The 20,503-nt window shown below is 45.0% G+C and carries 16 protein-coding genes; 4 read left to right on the top strand and 12 right to left on the bottom strand.

Going from position 1 to position 20,503, the window contains the following annotated elements:
- Nucleotides 1-76: 76 nt before the first annotated feature.
- Both AB4507_RS03505 and AB4507_RS03500 read right to left on the bottom strand, forming a co-directional pair.
- Complete coding sequence (locus AB4507_RS03505) at nucleotides 77-607, bottom strand: 3'-5' exonuclease (protein ID WP_102321043.1); 531 nt, start codon at nucleotides 605-607, stop codon at nucleotides 77-79.
- An 87-nt stretch (nucleotides 608-694) separates the two neighbouring features.
- Nucleotides 695-2,233 (bottom strand): diguanylate cyclase domain-containing protein, encoded by a 1,539-nt coding sequence (locus tag AB4507_RS03500; protein WP_372132196.1) that lies wholly within the window; start codon nucleotides 2,231-2,233, stop codon nucleotides 695-697.
- A gap of 348 nt (nucleotides 2,234-2,581) precedes the next feature.
- On the opposite strand from AB4507_RS03500, the gene AB4507_RS03495 reads away from it, so the two are divergent.
- The 3 genes from AB4507_RS03495 (at nucleotide 2,582) to AB4507_RS03485 (ending at nucleotide 8,175) form a co-directional block, all read left to right on the top strand.
- The gene (locus AB4507_RS03495) at nucleotides 2,582-3,214 is read left to right on the top strand and encodes a DUF2760 domain-containing protein (RefSeq protein WP_102258585.1); all 633 of its coding nucleotides are present in this window, start codon (nucleotides 2,582-2,584) and stop codon (nucleotides 3,212-3,214) included.
- On the top strand, nucleotides 3,214-5,169 hold the full coding sequence (locus AB4507_RS03490) for an Hsp70 family protein (RefSeq protein ID WP_372074224.1): 1,956 nt from the start codon (nucleotides 3,214-3,216) through the stop codon (nucleotides 5,167-5,169). Before AB4507_RS03495 ends, AB4507_RS03490 begins: the two co-directional genes overlap by 1 nt.
- Before the next feature lie 153 nt (nucleotides 5,170-5,322).
- Nucleotides 5,323-8,175, top strand: a complete 2,853-nt coding sequence (locus AB4507_RS03485; protein ID WP_372074222.1) for an Hsp70 family protein — start codon at nucleotides 5,323-5,325, stop codon at nucleotides 8,173-8,175.
- A 171-nt stretch (nucleotides 8,176-8,346) separates the two neighbouring features.
- Here the strand turns inward: AB4507_RS03485 and AB4507_RS03480 are convergent, their stop codons facing one another.
- The 8 genes from AB4507_RS03480 to AB4507_RS03445 all read right to left on the bottom strand — a co-directional run bounded on the left by AB4507_RS03480 (nucleotide 8,347) and on the right by AB4507_RS03445 (nucleotide 16,250).
- Nucleotides 8,347-8,562: a hypothetical protein gene (locus AB4507_RS03480; RefSeq protein ID WP_017065431.1), complete on the bottom strand. Its 216-nt coding sequence runs from the start codon at nucleotides 8,560-8,562 to the stop codon at nucleotides 8,347-8,349.
- 268 nt (nucleotides 8,563-8,830) lie between these two features.
- Nucleotides 8,831-9,304: a DUF2947 domain-containing protein gene (locus AB4507_RS03475; RefSeq protein ID WP_017060433.1), complete on the bottom strand. Its 474-nt coding sequence runs from the start codon at nucleotides 9,302-9,304 to the stop codon at nucleotides 8,831-8,833.
- A 164-nt stretch (nucleotides 9,305-9,468) separates the two neighbouring features.
- Nucleotides 9,469-10,056 carry a ribosomal protein S5-alanine N-acetyltransferase gene (gene rimJ / locus AB4507_RS03470; protein ID WP_017065430.1) on the bottom strand — a complete coding sequence of 196 codons (588 nt, stop codon included), beginning with the start codon at nucleotides 10,054-10,056 and terminating at the stop codon, nucleotides 9,469-9,471.
- 18 nt (nucleotides 10,057-10,074) lie between these two features.
- Complete coding sequence (gene tyrR, locus AB4507_RS03465; protein ID WP_136974821.1) at nucleotides 10,075-11,619, bottom strand: transcriptional regulator TyrR; 1,545 nt, start codon at nucleotides 11,617-11,619, stop codon at nucleotides 10,075-10,077.
- A gap of 123 nt (nucleotides 11,620-11,742) precedes the next feature.
- A complete protein-coding gene (locus AB4507_RS03460; RefSeq protein ID WP_102333205.1) occupies nucleotides 11,743-12,795 on the bottom strand; it encodes a YcjF family protein in 1,053 nt (350 codons plus the stop codon).
- Nucleotides 12,796-12,809: 14 nt separating this feature from the next.
- Nucleotides 12,810-14,183: a YcjX family protein gene (locus AB4507_RS03455; RefSeq protein ID WP_372051713.1), complete on the bottom strand. Its 1,374-nt coding sequence runs from the start codon at nucleotides 14,181-14,183 to the stop codon at nucleotides 12,810-12,812.
- A gap of 199 nt (nucleotides 14,184-14,382) precedes the next feature.
- Nucleotides 14,383-14,568, bottom strand: coding sequence for a hypothetical protein (locus AB4507_RS03450; protein ID WP_004734731.1), 186 nt, complete (start codon nucleotides 14,566-14,568; stop codon nucleotides 14,383-14,385).
- 164 nt (nucleotides 14,569-14,732) lie between these two features.
- On the bottom strand, nucleotides 14,733-16,250 hold the full coding sequence (locus AB4507_RS03445; RefSeq protein ID WP_102320448.1) for a fumarate hydratase: 1,518 nt from the start codon (nucleotides 16,248-16,250) through the stop codon (nucleotides 14,733-14,735).
- A 254-nt stretch (nucleotides 16,251-16,504) separates the two neighbouring features.
- Between AB4507_RS03445 and pabB the strand changes: the two genes are divergently transcribed.
- Nucleotides 16,505-17,884, top strand: a complete 1,380-nt coding sequence (gene pabB, locus AB4507_RS03440) for an aminodeoxychorismate synthase component I (RefSeq protein WP_102320449.1) — start codon at nucleotides 16,505-16,507, stop codon at nucleotides 17,882-17,884.
- 162 nt (nucleotides 17,885-18,046) lie between these two features.
- Here pabB and AB4507_RS03435 read toward each other — a convergent pair whose 3' ends face one another.
- Together AB4507_RS03435 and AB4507_RS03430 are read right to left on the bottom strand one after the other, a co-directional pair.
- Complete coding sequence (locus tag AB4507_RS03435) at nucleotides 18,047-19,765, bottom strand: ATP-binding protein (protein WP_102428579.1); 1,719 nt, start codon at nucleotides 19,763-19,765, stop codon at nucleotides 18,047-18,049.
- 1 nt (nucleotide 19,766) lies between these two features.
- Nucleotides 19,767-20,309, bottom strand: a complete 543-nt coding sequence (locus AB4507_RS03430) for a heme NO-binding domain-containing protein (RefSeq protein ID WP_065584176.1) — start codon at nucleotides 20,307-20,309, stop codon at nucleotides 19,767-19,769.
- Between the last annotated feature and the right edge of the window lie 194 nt (nucleotides 20,310-20,503).

Genomic DNA, 20,503 nt, shown 5'->3' with positions numbered 1-20,503 from the left:
GCCATGCTCGGCGCACAACCAAAAAGCCATCTACAAGTAGATGGCTTTTCTATGTTCGGGTGTTCACTGCTGCTATCTAGAGCATCGTTAACGCCAACTTCGCGAGGTTATAAGCATCGACATAACCCGAGTGCTGACGACCTTCCCACTCAATATTTTTGGCTTCTTGAGCAGCGCGGTGACCAATGCGTTTGTCTTTCAAGCGATTCTGAACACGGTAAAGCGTTGCGATGTTTAAGAACTCGCTAAACGGAGGCTCGATGCCTTTTTCAATACACTCTTTGTGTAAGATAAGGTCGTCACGTCCCCACGCTGCGTAGATTTTTTTGGGACCACCAAAGTTCTTAATCATCGACTTGATGACAGACTCTAATGGGCGACCCTGCTTTTCGATTTTACGAGGTGTAATGCCCGTTAACTCGGCACAGAATAGAGAGACTTCGTCTTTCTCTGGCTTAACGTAGTATTGTGCTCGCTTCACGATAGTACCGGATGCTAGATCAATCTCAGCAAGACCAACTTCAATGATCTCTCCTGTTGTTCCCACACCGTCTTCGCTCCAACAGCACATTTCCAAATCGAAACACACAACTCGATTGTGATTCATACGTCGCCTAATTCTCTCGTCAAAAATTTTGTGAAATTGTACATGAGCCCAATACAGAACTCGACCCTAGTTGTATCAAGTGCTCATTTAGCCTGCAATTGTCACTCGATTTCGGCCATTCGACTTACTTTGATAGAGCATACTGTCTGTTTTTTGCAGAATCTCTTCCGTGTTTTCATTAGCGTAAATAGCAGCACCAATACTCAAAGTACAACTGAGCTGTCGACCTTTGTGCTCACAATGAGACTGGCTCACTGTTCTTAGAATACATTGTAAGTATCGTTCTAGGGCTTCATGGTTTGTAATACTAGAAATGATACAGAACTCATCTCCACCTATACGAAACAGGTTATCCCCCTCTTTCAAGCTCACTGAAATCAATTTAATTACATGAATGAGTAAAGCATCCCCTGCAGGGTGACCGAATTGGTCGTTAATGCCTTTGAACTTGTCGACATCAAATCCGATGAGACTAAAGGGTTCATTTCGCTGTATCGCTTTATCTAACATCTTATTGAAAGCACGTCGGTTATAAACCTCGGTCAGGCTGTCGTGGTTGGCTAGAAAACGAAGCTCTTCTGTTCTTTTATCAAGCATTTGATACAAGCGCTCTTTCTCTCGGATTTGCATATTAACGATATACGCCAACAGCAATGAGATAGTTGTTCCGACTAACGCGATTCCGGTTAATACCAGATAACCATAGAAAGAGATGCATGAATCTATTTTGTAATCGACCTTCCAATCTCGATTGGTCAGTGAGATTGTTTTGGTAATGTGGTGCCCAGATACCGCTTCATAACCCTCGGTTTCAAACAATATTGGGGAGTCTTCTGCTTCGAAACCCGTATCGGTAACACGAATATAGACATCCATGTCTCCCACTGCCGAAGCCAGTAGATTTTCAAAGTAGTAAGTCGTTCGAACCACACCAATCACAACGCCAAGTAGATTATCGCTTTCGCCTTCAAACACAGGGTGATAAACCAACATGCCAGTCTTTGGTGTATTTTGATCTAAGCCGTCTTGAAGCAAGCGAACTTTGTCTGAAATATTCGCTTTACGTGTCTGTTTAATATTATCTAAAACCAGCTTGAAGCGCTCACGAGAAAAATAAAAGCCAAGTACATTGTCGTTTGCTTGTGTGTTGGGATACAGGTCACTAGCAATGAACGCCGGCTCACCATCTAAGATGTAACCAAAGACTTTGGCTTCGTGTTTTGGAATAGTGAACAGCTCGCAAGACGGGTATTTTTCTTTCATCTTAGCGGTATGCTCGGCAATCTCGTCTGCTGCCACTTTTTGCATCCACTGCAAGCCAATTAGACTTTTTGAAACATTAATCGTTTGTTGTGCAAAACGATCAAACTTATCCCAGTTTTCAGGATCATTTGCGTAGAAAAAATTAGCACCAGAACCAATGTAAGCCACGTCATTAGCGATAAACGCTTCCAAACTCAGTGTCTGGTGAGTAGCAAAGCTATCCAAATTCATATTTAACGCGCGGTTTTGGTTTAACGCGACTAATATAAAACACAACACAGTAATCAAAAAACTGACCAAAAATACGACCAATGGGAGAGTTCGTCTCTTCAACCCTGTAAGTGGGTCGGTAGTTTGCGGCATGTGGCTTCCAAATAGTCTCTAATGAGTTAAAAGTATATAACGGAAGGGAATCATGCTCCATTTCTGTTTAGTCTTAAAACTGACATAAAACGGGCATTGTTTACCTTGCCCTCACATCGACGACCAATATTCGACCGAATCTCGACTAAATTTCAAGCTAACACACCAAAAACCCACTTGATTAAAAACATTAAATACCACTCTTAAGCCTTGAATATGCTAGTATCCATCCATATTTATAGCTTGAAAGTGACCGTTTCGGCTTAGTGCCAATGAGTTTCTTTCCAACCTGTATATTCCTTTGAACCGACGAATATACCGTTAAATCAATTTTAAAGAGAAATCACTATGATCGTTGATTTGAACCTAATCCCACAAACGTTTGATATGCTTCACGCAGGCCTAACTGCATCAAGCGTTTTACTACTGTTAATTGCCGTTTCTCGTAAAACCAAAGTGGTTGAGAAAGTCGTAGAAAAACCAGTAGAAAAGATCGTTGAAGTTGAAAAGCCAGTTGAGAAAATTGTCGAAGTAGAGAAAGTTGTTGAAGTTGAACGTGTGATCGAAAAAGTAGTAGAAGTTGAATCTAAGCTGGCAACAGCACCAACAGATTCTGCAATGCAACTACTGTCTATCATGCAGCAAGAAGCTCGTTTAATTGACTTCCTAAAAGAAGACCTAACGTCATTCTCTGATGAAGAAGTTGGCGCAGCAGCTCGTGTTATTCACACTGGCGGTCAAAAAGTATTAGCCGATTACGTAACGCTGTCTCACATCCGCACTGAAGATGAAGAAACACGTATCACTATTGCTGAAGGTTTCAACCCTCAAGAAATTCGCCTAACTGGCAACGTAACGGGTAACGCACCATTCAACGGCACATTGGTTCACAAAGGTTGGAAAGCAACTAACATGAACCTGCCTAAGCTTGCTGAAAACTACGATGCATCTGTAATTGCACCGGCAGAGGTGGAGCTATAATGGAACACCAAAACCATTCTTCATCGCAAGAGCATTCACAAGAACATCAGGCGCCTAAGTTCAGTGTTGGTATCGATTTAGGTACAACACACTGCGTTTTGTCTTACATCGACACAAGCAATGAAGACGCTCGCGTTGAGGTGATGCAAATCCCTCAACTTACGGCTCCTGGTACGGTAGAAACTCGCAGCCAACTAGGCTCGTTTCTATACCAACCGCACGAACACGAAATGAACTCAGGTTCTCGCGTTCTACCTTGGTCATCTGAGCCAAAAGCACTGGTTGGTGCTATTGCTCGTAACCTTGGTTCGAAGACCCCTATTCGCTTGGTCGCTAGCGCGAAATCTTGGTTATGCCACAGTGGTGTAAACCGTCGCGACGCATTTCTTCCTGCAGGCAGCCCTGAAGAAGTTGAAAAAGTATCGCCACTTAAGACCACTGAACTGTACCTTGAGCACCTTAAAGATGCTTGGAATCACGCGAATCCAGAACACAAACTGGCAGACCAAGATGTAACGATTACCGTCCCTGCTTCGTTTGACCCTGCGGCTCGTGACCTAACGGCAGAAGCTGCACGTAATGTGGGCTTCACTCACCTGACTCTTCTAGAAGAACCACAAGCCGCACTTTATAGTTGGATTGATAACAGCAACGACACATGGCGTGATGAAGTAGACGTTGGTGACATCGTGCTTGTTGTCGATATCGGTGGTGGCACAACTGACCTTTCTTTAGTTGAAGTAACACAAGACGATGGCAATCTAAGCCTGAACCGTATCGCAGTAGGTGAACATATCCTACTTGGCGGCGACAACATGGACTTAGCTCTAGCGTATCGTCTGAAGATGAAACTGGCTCAAGAAGGCAAAGAACTGGCTCCTTGGCAGGTTCAAGCAATGACTCACGCATGTCGTGATGCGAAAGAAGCACTGCTTAACGATGCTGAACTGCAATCTGTTCCTATCGTTGTTCCAAGCCGTGGTTCTAAACTGCTTGGCGCAACACTGAAAACAGAACTGACTCAGCAAGAAGTTCAACAAACATTAGTGGACGGCTTCTTCCCTAAAGTTGCTGTAACTGAGCACCCTGTACAAAAGACGCGTGGCGCACTGACTCAAATGGGTCTGCCTTACGCTCAAGACGCAGGTATTACTCGTCACATTGCCGCATTCCTTTCTAAGCAAGCGAATGCGCTTTCTGGAAATAGCGAAACGGCTCAGCAAGATTTCAACCCGTTTGCAAACATGCCCGGTATGCCCGGTACGCAAGGGTCAGAAGCGCCAGCGGCAGACTTCATCAAGCCAACAGCAATCCTGTTCAATGGTGGTGTTCTAAAATCGAACCTACTTGCTGATCGTCTTTCAGATACGATCAACGAATGGTTGATCAATGCTGACGAAGAGTTCGCAAAACAGCTTTCAGGTTTAGATTTAGACCTAGCGGTTGCAAGTGGCGCTTCATACTACGGCGCAGTTCGTCGTGGCCAAGGCGTTCGTATCCGCGGTGGTATCGCTTCTTCTTACTACGTAGGAATTGAAAGCGCGATGCCAGCTATCCCAGGTATGGCTCCTCCGATGGAAGCTTTGTGTGTTGCACCATTTGGTATGGAAGAAGGTTCAAGCGTACAAGTACCTAGCCAAGAATTCGGTCTAGTGATTGGTCAGCCAGTACACTTCCAGTTCTTCGGTTCAACCATTCGTCGTGAAGATGAAGCGGGTACGCACCTTGATCACTGGGCGCCTGAAGAGCTTGATGAGCTTCCTGAAATCCAAGTGACATTGCCGGTTTCTGAAGGCCGTCGCGAAGGTGAAGTGGTTCCAGTGACTTTGGCTTCTCGCGTTACTGAGCTAGGCACCTTACACCTAGAAGCGATTGCTACTGACAACGGTCAGAAGTGGCACGTTGAGTTCGATGTTCGTGAAGACTCGAATAACGACTCAAACGAACAAGCATAATGAATCAACGGCACCTTAGCGGGTGCCGTTACTTTATCAATGCATTTCTCAATCTAGTCCTGCCTGTTTCTCAGGAATGACGTTTACGAATAACAACAATAAGACCAAAGCTATCAAAAAACTGGTCATCACTCTGGAAGAATAAGGTTTTGTATGGCAACTCCTCGTTTTTTAGTCGGCATTGACTTAGGTACAACCAATACGGTTGTCGCTTACTGTGAAATCAACGACGACCTACAACATGCTCCCGTTTCTCTTTTCGATATTGACCAACTCATCGGCCCCGGTGAAGTGGTTCGCAAGCCCTTACTCCCATCCTTTCGTTACCACCCAGCACAAGGTCAAATCTCCCCTTCTGACCTGACGATGCCGTGGGAACCAAGCCCAGTAAAAGGCGATATCAAAAACGTTATCGTCGGTGAATGGGCTCGTGAACTGGGTGCGAAGGTAGAAGGCCGCCAAGTATCGAGTGCGAAGAGTTGGCTGTCACACCAAGCGGTGGATCGTAGCTCAGATATTCTACCTTGGGCTGGCGCAGCGGATGTCGATAAAGTATCGCCAGTTGTCGCGAGTGCGAGCTATCTGAATCACATTCGCCAAGCATGGAACTACCGCAATCCAAGCAACAAGCTTGAAGATCAAGATGTTGTTGTAACGGTTCCTGCATCATTCGATGAGACAGCACGTAAGCTGACACTTGAAGCGGCAGAGCTTGCTGGCTTAGGTAAGATTCTATTACTCGAAGAGCCTCAAGCGGTTTGTTACGACTGGTATGCTCGTCACCAACAAACTGCTGCCGAAGAGCTTCAACAGATCCCATTGATCTTAGTGTGTGATGTCGGCGGTGGTACTACCGACTTGAGCTTAATTGAAGCCAGCTTCAATGAGAATAGCGATGCAGATAATGCTGGTCATAGCGAGCTAGCACTCGACCGTATCGGTGTTGGCGAACACTTAATGCTAGGTGGTGATAATCTAGATTTGGCCCTTGCCCACCTTGCAGAGCAACGCTTCAATCAAAACAAAAAGCTGAATGCCTCAAGCTTAACCAAGCTTATTCAACAAACTCGCGCCGCAAAAGAGAGCCTACTTTCTGCTAACGCGCCAGACGATGTGAAGATCACCATGCTGGGCAGCGGCTCAAAGCTACTTGGCGGTACCAAGAGTATTGGTTTAACGAAACAAGAAGTTCATCAGATTGCACTGGAAGGTTTCTTCCCGCTTTCTGAGTTTGCTGAAACACCCGACAAACGCCGCAGTGCTGTGGTTGAGTTTGGTCTGCCTTACGTGGCTGACCCTGCGGTGAGTAAGCACGTTGCAGAATTCCTAGCAACGCACCAACAAGTGTCTAAAGCCGCATTGGAAAACTCAGACTCTATTGAGTTCGATGACACCAAACCTGCAATTCCAGTTGGCGTGCTGCTCAATGGTGGTGTGTTTAACAGTGAACTGGTAACAGAGCGAATTACTCAGCTACTGGGCAACTGGAACGGTTCTCCTATCACAGTGCTTGATAACCCTCATCCAGATTGGTCTGTTGCCCTTGGCGCGGTTGCCTTTGGTAAAGCACGCCGCGGTGCACAGCTGAAAATCGGTGGCGGTGCTGCCCGTTCTTACTTCTTGCATCTGCAAGAGAAAAACAAGATGGGTAAAGCGCTTTGTCTGCTTGCCAAAGGAACCGAAGAAGGCCAAGAGATACGCTTGAACAGCCGTCGTTTCTCGCTGACTTTAGGTGAGCCAGTACGATTTAATCTTCTGACTTCAACACACGATCAAATTGCTCATGACACCGCCATTCAAAACGGTGTGATGGTCAATGTGGATGCCGACTTGTTCTCCCCTCTCCCACCGTATATTTCTACGCTGGAAGGCTCAGGTACTGCAGAACTTCAAGCCAACCAAAAAGAGCGTGTTGAAGTACTGCTCGCTTGTCAGTTAACCGAAGTCGGCACATTGAAAATGGAGTGTGTGAGTATAGAAGATGACTCTAAGCGTTGGTTGCTCGAGTTTGAAGTAAGAAACAAGCAAGGTGATGAGTCTGATACCGCTAAACTTCACCCAAGACTGGATGAATGTAAGGAGTTGATTTCTCGTCTGTACAGCGGCAACAAGAAGAGTGCTGAATCAAAAGAGATCAAAACACTATCGAAAGATCTTGAGAAGCGACTCGGTAAGCGTGATGAATGGGATTTCACGACCCTTCGCCATCTGTTTGATACCTTTTCATTAGGTCGTAAACGCCGCCGTCGTTCAGAAGCACACGAGAAGAACTGGCTGCGTTTGGCGGGTTACTCGCTGCGTCCAGGCTTTGGCGATCCGACTGACTCATGGCGTATCGAACAAATTTGGGGCCTTTACCAACAAAACATTCAATTCCAGAACCACCAAGGTTGGACGGACTGGTGGGTATTCTGGCGTCGTGTTGCCGGTGGATTAAACCAAGAGCAGCAAGAGAGTATCTTGGCTGACATCGCTAAATACCTTCACCCAGGTGCAATGAAGAACCCTAAGACAGCCAAAGATGCGCAAGATAATGGTTATGAAGCCATGGTCCGTTTAGCGGCGTCACTTGAGCAACTTGAGGTTGAAGACAAAGTGCTGCTGGCAAGTTGGTTCTTAAGCAAAGCGATCAACCATAACCAATTTGAACAGGCTCACTGGTGGGCGCTAGGACGATTAGCATCAAGAACGCCTTTGTATGGCAGCCAACACAGCGTAATTCCTAGAGAGCAAGCTGAACAGTGGTTACCAAAACTGCTTGAACAGAACTGGCAGAAAGAGCAGATGATCGCCTTCGCAGCGGTGATGATTTGTCGAAAAACCGGTGACCGTCAGTTTGATATCTCTGACGACTATCGCAATCAAGTGATTGAGAAGCTTAAGCAAAGCAAGGTACCTGACTCATGGTTAACACTAGTGAGTGAAGTGACTGAGCTTTCTGAGAGTGAATCTAAGCGTGTGTTTGGTGATGCGTTACCAAGCGGATTAAGCCTAATCAATAACTAGGTTTGAAAACGATTAGCTTTCGTTGCTAATGGTAAAGAAGCTAGCAAGAAAAGAAAAAGCCACTTTCGATTCGTTGAAAGTGGCTTTTTTATTGGTGGCTTAAGGCTGGTATGTGTAATCGACTTATAGCTTTTTGGTTAAGAGCCTTAGCCGTGTTGCAGTTCATCATTGTTAATGTTTGGTTCCAGTTGGGTTGATAGGAAAATCCGTATTTTCATAAATGTCAGATAGTTTTTTCGGTTTATTCTCTTTTGCTCCTTTGTTCGATTGATTATGAGTTTCGCTTAAAAGCCATTCCTCATGCATTTTTGCTGAATCCAAAAACTCTGGATCCTCCATTGCTTCCTTGCGAAGTTTATTTACACGTTCGAGAGTATCCCAAATCATAATACTTCACCTCCACTAAGGCAGTAATATAAAGATAGCTCAACCCCATGAAACTTCAACTAACCCAATAAGATAGCGATCTCAATTTCGTAATTCACTCGCTTTAAATGAGTGGATATGGTCACTTTTAGTTGGGCTCAAATAGTGGGTCTTTCCCCATGATCTTCGAAGATCATTAGGCACAAAAAAAGCGAGCTCGATGCTCGCTTTTTGTTTATCTATCTGTTGCTCGGATTACCAGCACTAGCTCGATTAAATCACACCGAGGTTAAGCACGGTTACCAATTTTCACCTTGCCATTGGTAGCAAACCAAAGGGCTTCTGAACGACGACGACCGATTAGAATCGGGCCATCATCGTAGAACAAGAAGTTCTTCCAATGCTTCTTGAAAATCGCCCATTTGGTTTCAAGAACATTGTACTTTTCGTAACAAAAATAAACAGTTACGTCATCTTGCCAATCAATAAAGTTAAGAATCTCTTCTGGCATTTCAGGCTCATCCGCTTCCCAATGCGCCATCCAACTGATCTCTTCATTCCAGTTCGATGCTTTGCTTGGCCAGTCTTGCGAGCTCAGTCGTTCTGCGTCTGGGCTTTGAGGGCTCACGTTCTCTTTCCAGAACTGAGATGCTCTCGCCTGTGTCATTGGCTTAATCTTTTCCAAGTCCTCTGCCGGAAGCGGCATTGACTGGTGTGTGAAAATCCATTTTCTTTGGTATTCGTCCAAAGTTGTGTATGACATCAAAATTCCTCAAATATCTGCTCAGGCTGATGGATTTACCATGCCTATCTGTTCTTTTTGATGCAGCGGCGATTAGCAAAGCTTGATATACGCTGCGTCTAAATTTTGTTTACGTTTAAAAGCTATTTGCCTTTAACTAGTACTACGTCTTAGCAATATTGCCGCTAAATAACGCGTCTATCTTCCCAATTTGGGTTAACTAATGCTGTCAGTATATGGTCTTCCCATTTACCGTTAATCTGTAGGTAGTCTTTAGCAAAACCTTCTCGGACAAAACCAAGATGTTCTAATACGCCAGCACTGCGTTCGTTGTGAGGCATGTAGCCCGCCATTAAGCGGTGCATGTTCTGCACATCAAACATGTAGTCTTTGGCCATGTTCAAACCTCTGCGCATGTAACCGTGGCCCTGTGCACTTTGCGCCAATGAGTAACCGACATTACAAGCGTAGAACGGGAAACGAGACAAATTACTGAACGATATGGTGCCTAACATTTCATTAGAGTCAGCGTTAATCAGTAAACAGTAATAGCCTAGCCCCATTTTATGAAGCTCGTTTAACTTGATCAGTCGCTGCGCCCAACTCGCTCTATCAAAGAACGCGTCTTCGCGAATCGGTTCCCAAGGTTTCAGATACTCTCTGTTAACCTGAAAGTACTCGCTGATCATGCCAGCATCATCGATTTCAGCCGTGCGTAGAATCAGATTACCATCATGCTTATAAATGCGCTCTGGTGTACTCAAATCTTCCATAATCTTGTTCTTATTCGATCAGTTCTTTCTGATACCGTAATCACGAAGCTTATTCGCAATTGAGGTATGAGATACATTCAAACGTTTTGCTAGCTTACGGCTTGATGGGAAAGACTGATAAAGCTTCTCTAGAATCTGAGATTCATAGTCTTTCATGATTTCATCGAGCGAACCATCTAAGCTCAGGTTCGCCATTCCTGCCGTCATTGTTTCAAGCTGTGGCAAGTGGAATTGCTCAACCGTTAGCGTGTCTGAATCCAACTCTGTTAGTGCGCGTAGAACCATGTTGTCTAACTGACGAATGTTGCCCGGCCATTGGTAATTACCAAGCTGGTCGACTAACTCTTGAGTCAATTTTGGTTTTAACATACCTAACTGCTGCGCGTACTTTGCAACGAACAGTTCCAATAGCGGTGCTACGTCGTTTGAGCGTTCACGCAATGCAGGGATAGACAGAGTCAGTACATTCAAGCGGTAAAACAAATCTTCACGGAACGAACCCGAGTCGGCTAATTCAGAAAGACGGTGGCGCGTTGATGCAATAATACGAACATCAGCGTGCATCTCTTCTTCTTCACCAACACGACGGAATGAACCATCTTGTAGGAAACGCAGCAATTTGATTTGTAGATGCGGGCTCATCTCGCCAATTTCATCTAAAAATACCGTACCGCCATTCGCTTGCTCGAAAATGCCTTTATGACCTTGCTCATGGTTGAATGAACCCGGCGCATGACCAAACAATTCCGTTTCCGCTACGTCATCAGGCATCGATGCACAGCTTAGAATCAAGAATGGGAAAGACGATCGATTTGAACGGTTATGACACGCTTTCGCCAGCATCTCTTTACCCGTACCTGTATCGCCTTCAATTAATAGAGGCTGATCCAGCATAGCCAATTTCTTAGCTTGGCTGATCAAGGCTTTATGGCGATTAGAGACACCAACAAAGTGTTCAAAACCCAGGTTGTTCTGTTCTGGGATTGAATCTGGCGAGTTCATCTCTTGATTACAAGAACGAATCGTCATTACTGCGCTTGCCAGTACCGCTTCGTTGACATCACCACCAAGGTAAATCGGCAGGATCTCAATAGAGAAATCTAAGCCATCCAACACGACAACTTCACGATGGCGCGTTACATCGCCTTCGATCCAACGAGCAAAGTTAAAACTAGGAACAAACGTCGCGAGCGGTTCACCGATGACTTCATCTTCTTGTTTGTTGAAGAGGCTCAATGCGGCGTGGTTAGCCATATCGACTGAGCCTTTAAGGTCAATCGCAATCACAGGATCAGGTAGGTTTGCCAGCAGAGCAATCAGCTCTGTGTTATGCCTTTCGCTTGGCATAAATTGGATTTTACGTACATCCTTCACACCTGAAATTCGGCGAATTTCAGCCATAAGTTCACTAAAAGCATCAAAATCAATATCAGGGCAGTTTAGATAAATAATACCTTTAACATCAATTTCGATTCCTCTTAAATCAATGCTTTTTGAGGCCAAGATATCGAGCAACTCACGCGTTAAGCCGAGTCTGTCTTCACACAATACTTCAAGACGCACAAATAGTCCTATTATAGGTGTCAGGATAAGTTGACAGTAGTGTGGATTAAGCTCTGAGTTCAGTCAAGAAGAAGAGTAAACATATGTTTACTCTTCTTCTCAAACTATTGAGCTTCAAATGCTTTATTTAAGAGTGATACGCTTTATTTCAGATAGGACGGCTTTGCGGAGGTCTGCCAGTTTTACTTTTCGTTCGTTATGCCAAGGCATAGGACGCAGCAATGTCATGGCTTTTAAGCCCAGTCTTGCAGTAAGGATACCGACACCTAGCCCCTGCCCTGCTCGAGCTGAGACTTTGCCTGCAAGATCCATCGAGACGAGATCCATACTTGCATCAATCGCGAGCTCACTTGCTCCTGCAGCGGCCATGTTGATTAACACCAGTTTAAATAGCTTAATGCGAGACCAGTAGCCAAGCTCAATGCCATACACATCAGCAAGCTTGTCTATCATGGTGAAATTTCGCCAAGCCACCAACAACATATCAGCCGCCGCCAATGGACTCACCGCGACCAAAGCCGCCGATTCGGTCGAAAACTTAGTGACGATTTGAGTCGCTACTTTGTCTTGTTGACTCACGACTAACGCATCGTACATATCCAACACTTCTGCATCACTGTGTGCAGGGTTAATGCTGTTTCGCCACTTATCGTACGAAGGAGACTCAGCGATAATGCCGCCTTGCTTGGCGATGTTTTCACAGAACGCTTTGCCCTTGCCGACACTTTGACTTTGGAGTAGCTCTTCACTCTGCTCTTGCACACTAAAGTGATCTTTAAGTGAACGCAGTTTCCACAGCTCTTTGCCTATTGCGCCTAAACCCAATGAAGCAATGGCAGCAATGAAGCCTGCCCAACCTAACGCCAGCCAGTCAGCCGATTGAATCGCGGTAATGACCGAATCAATTGCCTGCCATCCAACTAGGCCAGAGAAAGCGACCAATAAACCCGTTCCAAACCACTTCTTCTTTTTGCTCGGTCGAATCACTTGTTCCAATTGCTGCTCAGCTTCACCATCAAGATCAGCTTTCACTTGCGGTGCGACAGGGACAAATTTCTCTTGCTCTGTGAACAGTTGTTGAGCGCCTAAATCCGGGCCAACGTCACTCTTGTCTTGCTCATCAAAAGAGGTCTTCAACGGTTCATTAAAGACCTGCTTTGTTTTTAATTCACTCATTTTGATTGCCTCAATTACTTCAACTTGTCGCCAATGAGATACTCTAAAACCTTGTCGACTCTTAGATGTTGGCAAGGCTCATCGGAATGTTGCTCCATCGGTCTAAAGCTCGTGAAATCAAACTGGTTGGTTTCCCAATACTGTTTATTAGGCAACTTACGCGGCACCTCTCCCGGATACATGGTTTGAGGGACATTATCCAAAGTCACACCTTGCAACGCCGGAACATTGTCTGAACCCGACGAGATATAACCCGCGCTGGTCGCTTGAATAGACGCGATACTCATACAACTCATGTCGATGTGTTCAAACGCCGCCTGCTGCCAAGCTGGATGCACCATCTGTTGTAACAGTGACACCAAGTTCGGATGTTGATCCGGTGTCACGTGGTCAGCTTTTGTGGCTGCAAACAAGATCTTGTCGATCTTCGGCGCGAATAAACGTCTTAAGATATTGCTTCGACCGTACTTAAAGCTCTTAAGTAACTGTTCTAACGCGCCACGCATGTCCATGAAAGAGTCATAGCCCGCATTAAGTGGCTGTAAGCAATCCACTAGCACGATTTGTCTGTCGAACGTCGCGAAGTGATTCTTGTAGAACGCTTTGACGACCTTCTGTTGATACTCTTCATAACGCGCTTTCAGTACCGCATAGTTACTTGTTTTTGAGAACTTACCCTCAGGTGCGAGACACGGGAAGAATTGCAACACAGGCGCGCCTTCAAGCTCACCCGGTAATACGAATCGACCCGGTTGTACCCAATGCAGTCCGTTACTTTTACAAGTATGAAGGTACTGGGTGTAGCTATCGGCAATCGCGACCAGTTTCTTTTCGTCCGCTTCTGCTAGCAAATCGATATCACCACGCATTACGTTCCACTGTTGCGAGTAAGTTTCTCTGTCGCCTTTCAATGCGGCAAACTGAGATTGGCTCCAGGTATCGAAGTCCATATCCAGTAACGGCAAATCAAGCAGCCATTCACCTGGATAATCGACAATATCGAGATAAAGGGTGCTGTTTTTACTCAGTAGCTTCTTTGCGCCCTTCGCAGGCTTATATTTGATGGCTAAACGAATCTCACTGACATCACGCGTTGGTACCGGCCATTCTGGTGGCTGTGCATTCAACGACTCCATCGCTTCATCATAAGAGAAGCGTGGGATCATCATGTTGTGTTGCGGGATGCGCTTTGCGCCAATAATTCTTCCATCTCTCGCCGATGCAAGCAGTGGTAGATTTTTGTGGGTAGACGTATGAAGAAGCTGATTAACCAGCGAAGTAATGAATGCTGTCTTACCCGCACGAGAGAGCCCCGTGACCGCTACTCGAATATGAGAATCCGTTCCTCTGCTTATAAAGTCACTCATTTCTTGAGTTAGGTGTTTCATTAGAACGACTCCGTGATAGTTAGGCTAGCTGGTTATGATAATAGAAAGGCAAGCCTATGTTCTTTCCCCGTTGGGATAGTTTGTATGCTTTTGCTTATGTTGATGAGTATGCAATACACATTCTTAATGCTAGATGAATAAAAGCCCCTGACTACATTCATAATCAGGGGCTTTAGAATTTTTGCACGATATCCGACGTCTAATCGTCTTCAATCAACTTGTAGATAACAAACAGTGCAATCTCTGCAATTAGCCAAAGCGCACATGTAATCGTCACGTATTTATTATCAAAGATACTGATCCCTTTCAAGATCAGGTCGTAGCCAACAAAAGCACCAATCACCACTGCCAAGATAATCTGTAGGATCTGAATAAAACGAGGCATTCCTCTCTCCTATGTTCTTATATCAAACTATGTGTTTATCACTATATCATTGATAATAAGACAAAAGTGCAGATAATGCTGCACTTTTGTCTTTAACTTTCTGTCAAAAATTGCAATTCAAACGCTGAAGTTAGCGACAATTACGATTTTTTGGCGTCGATTAATTACGCTTTCTCAGCTTCAGCAATCTTCACTTTCCACGTGTCAGGGCCGATCTGGTGTGCGTTCACGCCGTTAGAGTCAACCGCTACCGTTACAGGCATATCTTCAACTTCAAACTCGTAAATCGCTTCCATACCGAGATCTTCAAACGCAACAACGCGTGCTTTTTTAATTGCTTTTGCGACTAAATAAGCTGCACCGCCAACCGCCATTAGGTAAACCGCTTTGTGCTCTTTGATTGATTCAACCGTTGCAGGGCCACGTTCCGCTTTACCGATCATGCCCATAATGCCAGTTTCGTTCAGCATCATGTCAGTGAACTTATCCATACGTGTTGAAGTTGTTGGGCCTGCAGGACCTACCGCTTCATCACCTACAGCATCAACAGGACCCACGTAGTAAATGAACTTACCTTTGAAATCAACGCCAGCTGGTAAGCCTTCGCCGCTTTCTAGCATGCCTTGAATACGTTTATGAGCAGCATCACGACCGGTTAAGATCTTACCTGACAGAAGAACCGTTTCTCCGGTCTTCCACTCTTGTACGTCTTCTTTAGTCACTTCATCAAGGTTAACACGGCGTGTATTTGCGCCCGCTTCCCAAGTGATGTCTGGCCACTCTTCTAACTTAGGTGGCGTTAGCTCTGCTGGGCCGCTGCCATCTAGCGTGAAGTGAACGTGACGCGTTGCTGCACAGTTCGGGATTAAGCAAACTGGCTTAGATGCTGCGTGTGTTGGTGCTGTTTTGATTTTTACGTCAACCACAGTCGTTAGACCGCCAAGACCTTGTGCACCAATACCTAGCTTGTTTACACGGTTGAAGATGTCTAGGCGAAGTTCTTCTTCTGCGTTCTCAGGGCCTTTTTCGATAAGCTCTTGAATATCGATGTGTTCCATCAAAGATTCTTTCGCTAGTACCGCTGCTTTCTCAGCCGTACCGCCAATGCCTATACCTAGCATACCCGGTGGACACCAGCCTGCACCCATTGTTGGTAACGTCTTCTCTACCCATTCTGCAATATCATCAGAAGGGTTCAACATAACCATCTTGGTTTTGTTCTCAGAACCGCCGCCCTTAGCCGCGATTTGAATTTCAACTTTGTTGCCTGGAATCATATTAATGTGGACAACCGCTGGTGTGTTGTCTTTGGTATTAATACGCTTACCTGCAGGGTCCATTAGGACAGATGCACGCAATGGGTTATCTGGGTTGTTGTAAGCTTGACGAACGCCTTCATCAACCATCTGTTGTACTGTTTGATCCGTTTCCCACCTAACATCCATACCGATGTTCACGAAACAAGTAACAATACCAGTATCCTGACAAATTGGACGATGGCCTTCCGCAGACATGCGCGAGTTGATAAGAATCTGAGCGATCGCATCTTTAGCTGCTTGGCTCTCTTCTTTCTCGTACGCTTTTTCTAGGGCTTGGACAAAGTCTAAAGGGTGATAATAAGAAATGTACTGAAGTGCGTCAGCGACACTGCTGATCACATCTTGCTTACGAATAACCGTCATTGCATGCCTCTTTATTGTTCTGGTTCCATGTGGGTTCACAGTTTGACTATATGTGCCAAATCGAATTAGGTGGTTTAGCTTTTTATTGTGTTGAGCTGTATTTAGTTGCTTTAGCAATCGCTTGCATAGCTTTAAACTAAACCACTTGGATTACTCCGTTCTAATCAAGAACCCATTTTATTTTCAATTTATGATACTCTTGCTTCCTCTCACACGCCATGCAGTGATCGAACTCTTTGTCACAAATTAAACAAATGAATAACAACGAATTTCGCTCTATCCAAATCAAGCCGCTTGAATATCAATCAACTTTAGCTAAACAGCTGTTTTCCCATATTGAAAACCTGCCGTGGGCAATGCTATTACGCTCCGCTTCAGAAAGCCACGTTGATAGTCGATACGATATTTTAGTTGCTCAACCCATCGCCACCTTCGAGACAATCGGTGCAGAAACGACCGTTAATGTTAATGAGACGTGCGAGGTTTCAGACTCTGATCCTTTCGAACTACTCGACCAATATCAGCAACAATTATTGCCTGCGACTAAAGAGCACACTCAGTTGCCATTCGTTGGCGGCGCTTTAGGCTATTTTAGCTATGATTTAGGGCGCAGAGTCGAGACACTTCCATCACTCGCAAAGCGTGATATTGAAGCACCTGACATGGCAGTTGGCTTGTATGAATGGGCTGTTATCGTTGACCACCAATTGAAAACGGCGTGTATTGTCGGTAGCAATATCGATGAACATCATGATTGGCTAATGCAGCAGATGGCTCAATCACACCTATCACATGCGCCCTTTGGGTTAACCACACCGTGGCAATCCAATATGAGCGAAGAGAGCTACGCCACTAAGTTCGATAGTGTTCAAGAGTACCTGTTATCCGGGGACTGCTATCAGATTAACTTAGCTCAGCGCTTCAATGCCCAATACCAAGGTAGTGAATGGCTGGCTTATGACAAGTTAGAACAGTACAACTCAGCGCCCTTTTCGGGTTTTATCCGTTTGGCCGACTGCGCAATCATCAGTGTTTCGCCAGAGCGTTTCTTAGAACTCAAAGACAACGTCATTGAAACCAAGCCAATCAAAGGCACACGACCTCGTTCTGAGGACCCGATGATTGATAATGCCAACGCGCAAGACCTAGCAAGCGCCGATAAAGATCAGGCGGAAAACTTGATGATCGTCGACCTACTTCGTAATGACATTGGCCGAGTAGCAAAACCGGGCACAGTGCATGTACCAAAGCTCTTCGATATTGAAAGCTTCCCTGCCGTGCACCACTTAGTGAGCACGATACGAGCGGACCTTGATGACCAATACTCTGCAACTGACCTTCTGAGAGCCTGTTTCCCTGGAGGATCGATTACTGGCGCACCAAAAGTTCGCGCGATGCAGATCATTGAAGAGTTAGAACCGCATCGACGTTCAGCGTACTGCGGCAGTATTGGCTACATCAGCCGAAATGGCAGAATGGATACCAGTATTACCATTCGTACATTAGTCGCCGAGAACAACACGCTTTATGCTTGGGCTGGCGGTGGTGTGGTATTTGATAGTGATTGTGCTTCTGAATACCAAGAAACACTGGATAAGCTGAGTCGAATTCTACCGATACTTGAAGATTGCTAAACCTAGTGTCATTAACTGCGAGTTCCGCGACTTAATGACGAGTTCCGTAGCTTAACGGCTAGCAAAAGTTCGATATAAAAAGAAACCGAAGGATCGTAAGATCACTTCGGTTTTTTAGTCTGTAAGTTAGAGTACATAACTCACAACGCTTTATTCGCGTGTTTAAGCGACCTTCACCGCAGAGACACCCCACTTCTTAAGCATCTCTTTCAGATCGTTGGCGGTGTAAGGTTTACTCAAAATGTCATCCATCCCACACTGAATACAACGTTCGCGTTCTTCAAGTGTCGTTCCGGCGGTCAGTGCCACAATAGATTTAACGTAACCCTTCTCTCTTAGCTTCTCTGTTGCTTCAAACCCGTCCATAACAGGCATTCTGCAATCCATGAATACAATGTCGTATTCGTTGTCTGACGCGAGCTCAAACCCTTCGACACCATTACTTGCAATAGCTGGTTCAATCTCATGTTTACGGAGCATCTGTTGGATGATGATCTGGTTCATCTTAATATCATCAACCACCAGCACTTTAAGTAGTGACAATTCCGCCTCATACTCAAAGCCCTTGGCGACACTATCACTCTCTGCCGGAACATCGACAACTTGAAGAGGAATCGAGATGGTAAACGTCGTGCCTGAACCAACGACACTGGTCACCCCAATATCACCATTCATCAGAGCCACCAGTTTGCGACAAATCGCTAACCCAAGTCCTGTACCCTCATAGTTCCGACTACTTGAGTTATCTGCCTGCGTAAAAGGTTCAAACAGCGTCTTATGCGCCGATTCAGCGATTCCGACTCCGGTATCTTCTACAGAGAAAACAAATTGGTTTTTGTCCCACTCAATATCAACATTCACATGCCCTTCTTCTGTAAATTTAATCGCATTACCTATTAAGTTCACAAACAGTTGTGTGATGCGCTCTAAATCGCCTTGGAAATGGGAGGGAACGTTTGACGTAACACTGATATTGAATTCGAGCTGCTTCTCAATTGCTCGATTGACGAAGATGCTTTCAATCGTGTTTCTCAAATCACGTAGGGCAAATTTCTTTGGAATAAGCTCTAACATCCCTGCGTTAATTTTGCTGTAATCCAATAGATCATTAATGATGGTTCGGAGAAACTCTCCAGATTGGCTCAGGTTGTTCACTATCTCACGCTGAGAGCTATTCAGTTCGGTATCACTGATCAACTCGGCACTGCCTAGTAAGCCATTAAGTGGAGTTCTTAACTCATGATTAATCATGGCCACAAAGTCACGCGTTGCCCTTTCGGACTCTTCCGCTCGTTTACGTGATTCAATATTTCGGTTGATTGCTAGTTGATGGGTTAAGGCACTGCAGATAAGGTCCGTGACCAACAACAGTTGGCTTTGGATAAACTCGTAGTCTTGGTCTAACAACCTGACTCTGACGATTAACGCACCAACTATGACTTTTTCAACCTCTAAGGGCACGGTCAGTAGGTTGTCTTGCCAATGAGGTTCTTGAATGTCTTGCTCTAACACCTCGACAGTCTCATCGCCATAATCATAGGTCTGTAACTGAGGGATGAGCTTGGGAGGTAGAATCAAACGACTGGCTTCGATTAAGTAACTGTTAGTCACGTTGGTCGTTAGTTCAGATAGCATGACATCATCGAGATCATTTCTTAGAAACGCGCGCCCAAAATCAATCAACAGGTTGTCGATTTGTTCTTGGAATTCAATGCGGCGTATATTCGCGTTGGAGCGCTTTTCTAACTGACGCAAAGCAAGCTCAAGCTGTTGGTTAGCCTCGAACAGTTCGAGGCTCTTCTGTTCCAACAATCCTTCAGCCGCTTTCCTTGCCGCGATTTGACGCTTAAGCTTCTTCTCTAGGGCAGATGCCAGATCCATATTACTTTTCTACTTTGAGATTAAACCTAACCACGCTTTGGTCATCATTTTGTGGCGTCATCTCCACCGCGATAGATTCACCGTGGTATTCAGCACATCCTTCAATAAGCCCTAAGCAAACATGAGACATACACCTTGCGCTTTTGTAGTCAAAAACAAGTTGTGCTTCGTTCGTGGTGATAAAACTGAATTCAGGTGGCTCAGCATCTGGATAGAGCTTCTTCACTTCAACATGAATGTAACGCTCTACGTGCTGAATAAATTGAAAGGTGGTATTGCTGTGAGCAAGGCTCGCTTTATTCGGTAATGAGGCCAGTAAGTTCTTAAATACAGACTGCCCAAACACGCGTTGCAAGCTTGCCGCATCAATATCGGTTTTCTTACTCAAGTTGATAATCAACCTGACAAGGTCTTTGTGGTCGTAACTGCCGACCGACGTATAGATTCCTTCATCTTCTGACATTTCTAGAACTTCTTCCAAAAGCTCTAGCCCAAACTTGTCTTCAACAAGCTCTAAAAATTCGGTGAATATGATTCCTTTCATCTCATACCTTTTCTTCTATTTCTTTTTAGAATGGTCCACTAAGTTATTGTTATCAAATTCTTAAACAAAAAATCTACGTTTCGTCACCCAATTTTATGACATGGGTAACGCTTACTCGCCTGTATGCACATATTGAATATAGCAAAAATCGTCATTTTGAGGAGATTCATCGGTACACAGCCTCTCATGACGCC

Source organism: Vibrio sp. 10N.222.54.A3 (assembly GCF_041474095.1).
Classification (GTDB): Bacteria; Pseudomonadota; Gammaproteobacteria; order Enterobacterales; family Vibrionaceae; genus Vibrio; species Vibrio crassostreae_C.
The sequence above is the reverse complement of the archived record's forward strand: the minus strand, read 5'-3'. Positions and strand labels throughout refer to the sequence as shown.

Coding starts and splice junctions, on each gene's coding strand:
- AB4507_RS03505 (WP_102321043.1), bottom strand. CDS start 607: ATGAATCACAATCGAGTTGTGTGTTTCGATTTGGAAATGTGCTGTTGG.
- AB4507_RS03500 (WP_372132196.1), bottom strand. CDS start 2,233: ATGCCGCAAACTACCGACCCACTTACAGGGTTGAAGAGACGAACTCTC.
- AB4507_RS03495 (WP_102258585.1), top strand. CDS start 2,582: ATGATCGTTGATTTGAACCTAATCCCACAAACGTTTGATATGCTTCAC.
- AB4507_RS03490 (WP_372074224.1), top strand. CDS start 3,214: ATGGAACACCAAAACCATTCTTCATCGCAAGAGCATTCACAAGAACAT.
- AB4507_RS03485 (WP_372074222.1), top strand. CDS start 5,323: ATGGCAACTCCTCGTTTTTTAGTCGGCATTGACTTAGGTACAACCAAT.
- AB4507_RS03480 (WP_017065431.1), bottom strand. CDS start 8,562: ATGATTTGGGATACTCTCGAACGTGTAAATAAACTTCGCAAGGAAGCA.
- AB4507_RS03475 (WP_017060433.1), bottom strand. CDS start 9,304: ATGTCATACACAACTTTGGACGAATACCAAAGAAAATGGATTTTCACA.
- rimJ (WP_017065430.1), bottom strand. CDS start 10,056: ATGGAAGATTTGAGTACACCAGAGCGCATTTATAAGCATGATGGTAAT.
- AB4507_RS03460 (WP_102333205.1), bottom strand. CDS start 12,795: ATGAGTGAATTAAAAACAAAGCAGGTCTTTAATGAACCGTTGAAGACC.
- AB4507_RS03455 (WP_372051713.1), bottom strand. CDS start 14,183: ATGAAACACCTAACTCAAGAAATGAGTGACTTTATAAGCAGAGGAACG.
- AB4507_RS03450 (WP_004734731.1), bottom strand. CDS start 14,568: ATGCCTCGTTTTATTCAGATCCTACAGATTATCTTGGCAGTGGTGATT.
- AB4507_RS03445 (WP_102320448.1), bottom strand. CDS start 16,250: ATGACGGTTATTCGTAAGCAAGATGTGATCAGCAGTGTCGCTGACGCA.
- pabB (WP_102320449.1), top strand. CDS start 16,505: ATGAATAACAACGAATTTCGCTCTATCCAAATCAAGCCGCTTGAATAT.
- AB4507_RS03435 (WP_102428579.1), bottom strand. CDS start 19,765: ATGGATCTGGCATCTGCCCTAGAGAAGAAGCTTAAGCGTCAAATCGCG.
- AB4507_RS03430 (WP_065584176.1), bottom strand. CDS start 20,309: ATGAAAGGAATCATATTCACCGAATTTTTAGAGCTTGTTGAAGACAAG.